This is a genomic window from Bacillus altitudinis 41KF2b (genome assembly GCF_000691145.1).
In the GTDB taxonomy this organism is placed as follows: Bacteria; Bacillota; Bacilli; order Bacillales; family Bacillaceae; genus Bacillus; species Bacillus altitudinis.
The window spans coordinates 1-9106 of sequence record NZ_ASJC01000024.1 but is presented as its reverse complement, the minus strand read 5'-3'; the positions used below and the strand labels follow the sequence as shown (position 1 = coordinate 9106).

The following is a 9106-nucleotide window of genomic DNA, read 5'->3' as shown; positions in this document are numbered from 1 at the left end:
GTTCTTCATACGTCCAGCTTGTGCCGCAGAAAGTTGCGGCTTTTTGATGAGGTACTTCCTGTGACTTCGCCTCAATCAATGCATGAACCGTTTGATCTGTCGGGACATTTAGGATAGGGCCTGACCATTCATTAAGCAGATGTCGCTCTTCTTCTTTTGTTAAGATGGAGATGGTTGAGATCGGCTGATTCAATTTCGCGATCATTTCGTCTATGATTCGCTCAACATATTGACTCCATCGCTGAATGGTACTCTTTTTAAATAGTGCCGCTGCATATTCAAAGCGCAAGCCCACTTGATCTTGTTCCTCAAAGATGCCGAGCGTTAAATCAAATTTTGCCTGAACGGCTTCTTGCTGTTTGTGCGAAAGCGTAAGTCCATTCAAATCCGGTAACGTCAGATCACGGTCATCCGTTGTCATCATGACACTAAACAACGGGTTGCGGCTCGTGTCTTTCGGAAGGTCTAACTGCGCGACCAAATCCTCAAATGGGAATCCTTGATGTTCATAAGCTGATAGATTGTGATCTTTTATTTTTTCTAGCAGATGCTCTGCAGTTTCTTCTAACTGAACGTCATGTCGAAGGGCCAGTGTATTCACAAACATGCCCGGAATCCGTTCGATTGACGCATGTGTACGTCCAGCCGTTACAGCCCCTATGACGATGTCATGCTGCCCAGTCAATTTATGAAGGAGAATGGCAAAGGCCGTTTGCATCACCATGTTCAAACTCACATTTTTTTCAGCCATGAGCGCTTTGATATGCTGCGCCTTTTCAGCAGACAGCCATCTATCCACCCGGTCTCCTGCAAATGACTGCACGCTAGGCCGCGGGAAATCAAGCGGAAGTGCTAAGTCTTCTGGCGGCTGTGCATATTGCTCCAGCCAATACTGCCGCTGTTTTTCAAGTGCTACTTGCTGCTCTTCCACTTGCTGCCATACCGCATAATCCTTGTAGTGCAATTGAACTGGCGGTAACGTCTTATGCTCATACAACTCCGCTAATTCTTGAATGAGCAGACTGCGTGTCACCCCATCTGCGATGATATGGTGCATATCCATCATGAACACATATTTGTCATCAGACAGCTTTGCCACTTTCGCTCTCATTAGAGGTGCTTGATGTAATGAGAATGGGGTCATGAAGTTGTCTACGACGGATTGTACCTGATCGCTTTCTACTTCAACCATCTGTAACGTAAACGGCACACGGCGATAAATTTTTTGGACGGGACTGCCGTCAATTTCAACAAAGGCTGTTCGCAATGACTCATGTCTATCAATTAAAGCTTGAATTGCTCCTTCTAGCTGCTTCAGATCAAGGTTTCCTTCCATCATGAAAACGGCTGGCATATGGTAGGTGACGGATTCTGGATGCAACTGCTGTAATACGTACATTCGCTTTTGTGCGGAAGAGACTGGATAGAAATCTTGCTTTTCCGCTGGCTGAATGGATGTGACGAGCGAAGCATCAGCTTCTTCCAAATAGGCAGCTATCTCCCGTATTGTTGGCTTTTCAAAAAGAACCTTGAGTGGAACATGCTGGTTCAGTTTGGCTTGCATGTTCGAAATGAGCACCATGCCTTTCAGAGAATGCCCGCCTAATTCAAAGAAATGGTCATCAATGCCGACTTTTTCAATCTCAAGAACATCTGACCAAATATCACAAAGCGTCTGCTCAAGCGCCGTTTCTGGTGCTGCATGTGCCGTGCGATTCATATGTGCCTCATGAGGAAGCGGCAGAGATTTCACATCTACTTTTCCGTTTTGCGTCAGCGGCATATGATCCACTTTGACAAAATAAGTAGGAATCATGTAATCCGGCAGTGTCTCTGAAAGCTTTTCTCTAAATGTCAGCGTTCCAATGTGATCAGGTGCTGTATAATATAACGCCAGCTCCGGTAAACGAGACGTGTTGATCACTTTGACATACACTTTTTGAATGGTTGAAAGGGCACGTGCGGCATGCTCAATTTCTTGTTTCTCAATTCGATAACCGCGAATTTTCACTTGATCGTCTACTCTTCCAAGGAATTCAATCTCCCCATTTGCATGCTGTCTAACCAAATCTCCCGTTCGATACATCCGCTCTTGAGGGAAATAAGGATTTTCAAGAAAACGCTCTGCTGTTAATTCAGGCTGATTCAAATAACCTCTTGAAACACCATCACCTGAAATATAAAGCTCTCCCGGTGCACCATAAGGAACAAGGCGCTGCTCGCGATTGCATACGAGCGCTCTTGTATGAGCAATAGGCTTTCCGATGATAGAACGCTCCTTTAAAGCGTCCAGCTCATGCGGTGTCATTAGCTTGCTCACTGTACCAATCGTTGTTTCTGTCGGACCGTAATGGTTCATTACTGCGACGCATGGATGCTGCTTCATAAATGTCTCAACATCTTCAGAGACAATCGGTTCTCCTCCCAATACCACAAGCCGTAAAGCGTCAAATGTATGGCCCTTCGAATCTGCCATCATATGAAATAAGGATGGTGTCATTTTGATATAAGTCAGCTCTTGTTCATCAATAAAACGCATGAGACGTACAGGGTCTGTATACACGTCTTCACGAGGAATATAGAGTGTCCCGCCTGCTTTTAGAACCGGGAAAATGCTTGTGTAACCAAGGTCGTATGCATAAGAAGACAGGAGTGCCGTTCGATCGCATTCTTGTAAAGTCACTTCATGTATCAACCAATTGACGTAGTGTGATAGATTACGATGCGTGAGCTGTACACCCTTTGGCTTCCCTGTTGTTCCAGATGTGTAAATCACATAAGCCAGTTGATCAACCGATACGTCCGGGAGGTCTAGAGAATCGTTTCGTTGGACGGCTTTCTCCACATGTACGACCTGAATCGACTTGAGATGCTGATACGAATCGCCAAGAGACTCATTAGCCACAATGACTTTTGCCCCTGAATCTTTTAATGTGTAACGAATACGTTCCGCAGGAAAAGCTGGATCAATTGGGACAAATGCACCGCCCGCTTTCATTACACCTAGTATCGAGACAATGACATAGACAGAGCGATCAAGAATAAGTGCGACTGTGCTTTCTTTCTCTACGCCTTGCATCTTCAGCTCACTGCAAAGAGCATTGGACATGCGATCCAGTTCACGGTAGGTCAGCTTCCTTTCACCATCCATCACCGCAATGGCATCAGGCGTTTCCATGGCTTGACGTGAAAATTGCACATGGTACGGCTCATGTTGACCTGTTTGTTCTCCATCCCTTTTCTCCAGCCGCTCCATTTGCTCATGCTGATCCAAGAGGTTGAACAAGCCAATTTGTTCATTCGGATGCTGGACCGCCTCACGAATAATCGCAAGAAGATGTGTTCCGAACCGACGGATGGTTTCCTCTTTAAATAATGCCGTTGCATAGTCTAGGCTTAGTTTTATTTCTCCCTCACGCTCAAATGCTTCTAGAGACAGATCAAATTTGACGGATCGGTGCTGCATCGCATAAGGCGAAATGTTCAGATTGCCGAGCTTTAGTGCAGGAACATCCATGTTCTGCATATTAAACGAAACACTAAAGAGCGGGCTTCGGGTTGTATCACGATCAAGCGGCAGACGCGCGATTAACTCTTCGAGCGGATAGCTTTGATGTGCAAAAGCATCTACACTCGTTTCTTTTATTTCTTCAAGTAGCTGTAAAAATGACTTTGTTTGTTCCGGTTTTCCGCGCATCGCAATGGTATTGATGAACATCCCTGGCATGTCCTGAATATCTGGATGTGTTCGCCCCGCAACTGGAGATCCGACAATGATATCTTCCTGTCCGCTGTAGGATGCGAGCAGCACTTGAAATGCAGATAACAAGAACATGTACAGCGTCGTATCTGTTTTCTTGAGTAGCTCATGAATACGCTGAGTTGTCGCTTGATCACAGCCAAACATCACCCGTTCTCCAGAAAAATCACGTTCCACTGGACGTGGGTAGTCTGTCGGCAAATCTAAAACCGGTACATCTCCTTCGTATTGCTTCAGCCAATACGCTTCATGCGCACGCTGTTTCTCTGTTTCTTCTTCACTTAACTGCCAGACAGCGTAATCTTTATAATGAATGGCTCTTTCTGCAAGTGCCTCTCCATCATAGGCTTTCGCCAAATCCTGAATGAACGTCTTCATGGAGCTGCCATCTGTAATCAGGTGATGTGCTTCCAGAACTAATAGATGACGATCATGACTCACTTTGAGCAGCTGTGCCCGCAGGAGGGGAGCGGCTGTCAAATCAAACGGCGCCTGACGTTCAGCAAGAAATGCCTCGGCCTCTTCTTCCTTTACATCATGGACAGGGAGGTCAAATACCGCTCGTTCATGTACCCTTTGGAAGATGTTCTCGCCTTTCATATGAAAACTCGTTCTTAAGATTTCATGCGTTTGAATCAACTCATCAAATGCTGAGGTGAGCCGCTGATGATCGAGCGTACCTTCAAGCGTTAAGACGATCGGAATATGATAGTTCGTACTCTTAGGTTCAAGTGTTTGTAAAATGTATAAGCGCCGCTGAGCTGGTGACACTGGATAGTCCTCCGCCTTCGCTGCCGGTAAGATCGGATGTCCTTGTTCTTCTTGACCGTCCTGGTCAATGTATGACGCAAGCGATCGAACCGTTGGCTTTTCGAATATCACTTGAATCGGAACTTCCTTTTGGAACACTTCTTGGATTTTGGCTGACATCATCATTGCTTTGAGTGAATGTCCGCCAGTCATGAAGAAATGCTCATCTATTCCCACCGCTTTCCCAAGCAGTTCCTCCCAAATTTGAGCAAGCGCCTTTTCCGTCTCGGTTTCAGGTGGAATGATCCTGACTTCTTCACGATCAGCTTCGTCAGGCGTTGGTAAAGCTTTTCGATCGACCTTTCCGTTTGTGGTAAGCGGGAAAACATCTAGCTTCATGACGTGATGAGGTACCATATATGCTGGCAGTGCTTGATTGAATAGAGCCCGCACCTCTTCTTCTCTGATCGTTCCCGTATAGTAAGCGGTCATTTCTTTTTCTTCTGAAGGAGACGCATGGATGAGCACAACCGCATCATCGATCCCCTGCTCTTGTTGAAGAATCGCTTCAATTTCACCGAGCTCAATACGGAAACCACGGATTTTCACTTGATCATCTGTCCGTCCGAGGAATTCGATTTGACCATTTGAACCGTACCTAGCCAAATCTCCTGTTCGATACAAACGCCCTTCTGCCTTGAAAGGATCAGCGATAAATACTTGCTCTGTTAATTCTGGACGATGGAGATATCCTCTTGAGACACCGTCACCGCCGACATACAGCTCTCCTGGCGCACCAATTGGCTGAAGTCTTTGATTGTCATCTAAAATGTAAGCGGACGAATGATTGATCGGCTGACCAATTGGAATCGTGCCCGTTTCATCCCCTCTCACCTCATAAATGGTCGAGATGGTGGTGTTTTCTGTGGGGCCATACGCATTCAGTAAAACAAGTGATGGATGATGTTTCTTCACAAGCTCTGCACTTTTCACATTGATCACATCACCGCCTGTGATCAATTTGGACAATCCTTTAAACATATGCGGTCGCTGCTGAGCGAGTTGATTAAACAAACCTGTCGTTAAAAAGAGCGCCGAGATTTGATTCGTTTGGATAAAGCGTTCAAACCGGTTGATGTCCAATAACGTGTCACGGTCAACAGGATAAAGCGTTGCACCGTTCAGCAGTGTGGTGAAAATTTCAAAAGTAATGGCATCAAAGCTGACTGCTCCTGTATGTGCCATACGATCCGACTTGTTCAAGCCCAGTGTCTCCTGTGAACATGCCAATCTGACAATATGTTGATGCTCAATTTGAACACCTTTTGGCTGTCCGGTTGACCCCGACGTGTACATGATATACGCCAATTGCGAAGGAGAGGTCTCGACTTCGAATGGTACGATTGACTGATTCGATATGTCCGACACATGAACGGCTTGGATGCTTTCATGAACTGGCGGCTGGCTGTCCGCATAGAGCAAAACGGATGCACCGCTGTCTTCAAGCATAAAGCGGATTCTCTCCTCTGGCTGGGCTGGATCAATTGGTACATAAGCAGCCCCTGCTTGAAGAACCGCTAAAATGGCGATCACTGCTTCAGCAGATCGATTCATATACACTGCGACGGCATCTTCTTGTTTCACTCCGCTATCAATCAAATGTCCCGCAACACGATGGATTTCTTGGCCGAGTTCTTCATAGGTGAATGCCCGCTCTCCTTCGACTAACGCCAGATGGTCTGGCTGCGTTTGAATGCGTTCTTTCAGAAGCTCAGGAATAGACAGATGCTTTGGATAATCTCGTTCTGTCTTGTTCCATGTTTCAATCTGCTGTTTTTCTTCTTCCGTGATACACGTCACGTCATGAAGGCGAACTTCCGGATTCTCGATGATCTGCTTCATGAGGTTGGTCAGGTGTTTCGATATTTTTTCAATGACCTCTTCCTCAAAAGCCACCGCATTATATTTGATTTTCAATGTCCATGTTTCACCTGGATATACGAGGACATTTAGATCGAAATTCGTTTGTTCAAATCCGTCTTTTACATCAATGGAAAACCCTAGACGTTCCGACATGGTGTCACCAGATAGCTCTTGATCTAAAGGATAGTTCTCAAACCCGACCAAGTGATCGAAGAGTTGTCCTCCTGCAGCTGTCTGTTGCTGAATGTCATAAAGCGGCATAAAATCATAGTTTTCCGCTTCCAGCGCATGCTGCTGAACTTTTTGAAACAGCTGTTTGAAGGTGTCTTCGTGATTCATTTCTACCCTGACCGGTATTGTATTGATAAAAAGCCCTGCCATCTGTTCAATACCAGCCACACTTGGCGGCCTGCCAGACACGACTGTTCCGAAAGTGACATCATGTGCCGCATGGTAAGTGCCTAAAAGAACCGACCAAACAGCCTGGAATAGATTTGGTGCTGTCACTTGGCAATTTCTTGCGATCTCTTGAATGCTGCTGACCATTTCAGCATCCCATGTGAACGTCCATTCCTGATGGTCATATTGTCCGTTCGCTTCTTTTTGCTGCAAAAGCCCTTGATGCTGAATCGCACCATCTAAGCGCCCCTTCCAATAGCCTTCCGCTGCTTGTTGATTTTGCTTGCCAAGCCACTGGATATAATCTGCATAAGGTTTTCCTTGTGAGCGATCCGGCGTTTTGCCGTTTCGATAAGATTCGTAGTAATGAAACAATTTTTTCATCAAAACTCCCATGGACCAACCATCCATGATGATGTGATGGTTGCTCCAAATGAGATGCCAGTTTGTTTCATTCAGTTGAAAAACAGCGACCTTCAATAACAAATCATTCGTTAAATGGAAGCCTTGCTTTCTCACTTGCTTTTTATATTGATCTAGTACCTTTTGCTGTTCCTGATGATTCAGGTGAGATAGATTCTCTCTATACACATCTAGATTGCGCTCTGCCAGTACAACCTGACGAGGCTTCTGTAATTGCTGATAGACAAAGGCTGTACGGAGAATGTCATATGTGCCGATGAGCTCATTGAGACTTTTTTCAAAAAGATCGAGATCAAATTCCCCTCTTATTCCAAGCTCCAGCTGTGTGAAATAAGAGGAAGAATTAGGGTCTAGCATGGCATGATATAACATGCCTTCTTGCATTGGTGTTAAAGGATATACCTTTTGAATCTTCTGTTTGCTCATAGTCCACCTCTTCGTTTGCTTAAAATATATCCATTAGCTTTTCAAGTTCATCCATGGTCAGGTCATCGTCTCCTACATCACTAGGCGTAATTTGCGCTTCATCTTGTGATACACAATGTGAGATGAGTGCCTTCACGTTCTTTTCTAAAAGGTCCTTGAACTGCTCCATCGTTTGCTCTTCGAATTCAAGCTGGTGATATGAAATCGTCATATGGAACAAGCCCTGTTCTACGAAACCAACAATATCTAATGCATGAGGTTTCTCTGATTCTGGACTTAATGATTGACCTGCCTGCCAAGTGGATCGACTTAGTTCACCCCCGCCAATCTGTTCATCAAACTGACCAAGATAGTTAAAGCTGATATCTGGCGTGACATCAAATGTGATACCGTCCTTCATTTTGTCAGGCGTTAAGTATTTTAAAATGCCATAGCCGATTCCCTTGTTCGGAATGTGTCTGAGCTCTTCTTTCAAAAGCTTGATTTGATAAGAAAGATCCTCCGCATGCGACAAATCAAGCAGCACAGGATACATGCTCGTAAACCAGCCGATGGTCCGCGACACATTGACCGCCGGAAGGATGTCTTCCCTTCCATGTCCTTCAAGATGAATAAAGTGTCTGTCTTCTCCTGTCCACTCTTTCAGGGTCAATCCCAATGCGGCCAGCAAAATGTCATTGATTTCCGTGTGGTACGCCTCATGTACTTCTGTCAGTAGGCTGCTTGTTTCTTCCTCAGACAGCGTAAAGCGAATGGTTTTTGTATGCAGCATTCTTTGATCCTCTGTGACATGATCCTTTTTCAGAGGTGCAGTTAAATGCCCAAGTACCTTTTTCCAATAGTCCCTTTCTGCCAGCAGCTCATCTGACACTGCATATTCCGTCAACTTCTGGGCATATGCTTGGAATGAATGTGTTTTTTCAGGAAGTGTCAGCTCTTCCCCACGCTTCGCCTGCTCATAAAGAGCCATGAAGTCTTCAAGGAAAATACGCCATGACACACCATCAATGACAAGGTGATGTACAACGAGCAATAAGTGATCTCCATGATCGGTACGGAAAATCGCAGGTTTGACTAACGGTCCCTCTGTTAAAGAAATACTCGCCTGCACTTCATTTGCCAGCTTTTCTACGTGCTCGATTTGCTGTGATCGTTCTCCTTGTACTTCTATCACGTCCACCGCTACATCGTTTTCGTCTACTCCACGATGACGCTGGATGATGCGTCCTTCTTCTATCGGATAAACCAATCGCAAAGCATCATGATGGGTCATCATCTGCTCGAGCACTTGTTTGACAAGCGCTTCATCCAAACCATTTGCCGCATGGAGCATAACGGACTGATTCCAATGATGCTGGCTGCTGAAGTTCCGTTCAAAGAACCAGCGCTGTATAGGTGTTAAAATAACCTCTCCTTCGACAGCTG

Annotated in this window: 2 protein-coding genes; both read right to left on the bottom strand. The window is 45.4% G+C overall.

Features of this window, described 5'->3' with window-relative positions; translation table 11 throughout:
• The coding region (locus tag BA79_RS18515) for an amino acid adenylation domain-containing protein (RefSeq protein ID WP_035704509.1) at positions 1 to 7681 on the bottom strand (7681 nt) is incomplete at its 3' end.
• Between the two features lie 19 nt (positions 7682 to 7700).
• Positions 7701 to 9106 (bottom strand): condensation domain-containing protein (locus BA79_RS18510; protein WP_035704507.1); only part of this gene is annotated, 1406 nt, incomplete at its 5' end.